A 241-nucleotide genomic window follows, 5' to 3' on the forward strand; every position below is an offset into this window, starting at 1 on the left:
TATAGTGCCCAGCTGGCGGCCCAGCGGGGGTTGCCCTATGCCTTTGCCGGGCATTTTGCGCCGCGATTGTATCGCGAGGCGTTGCGTCTCTACCGGGAGCAGTTTCAGCCGTCGGCGCAGCTGGACAAGCCCTACGCCATGCTCGCGGTACCGGCGGTGGCGGCGGAAACCGATGAGGAGGCCCGTTTTCTGGCCACCACCAGCTATCAGCGCATTCTGTCCCTGTTCCGGGGCCAGCCGT

1 protein-coding gene is annotated in these 241 nt (G+C 65.6%); it reads left to right on the forward strand.

Going from position 1 to position 241, the window contains the following annotated elements:
• Nucleotides 1-241: LLM class flavin-dependent oxidoreductase (locus A3714_RS03995; RefSeq protein ID WP_156493825.1), on the forward strand; the 241-nt coding region annotated here is incomplete at both ends.

This window comes from Alcanivorax sp. HI0007 (assembly GCF_001635525.1).
Lineage (GTDB): Bacteria > Pseudomonadota > Gammaproteobacteria > Pseudomonadales > Alcanivoracaceae > Alcanivorax.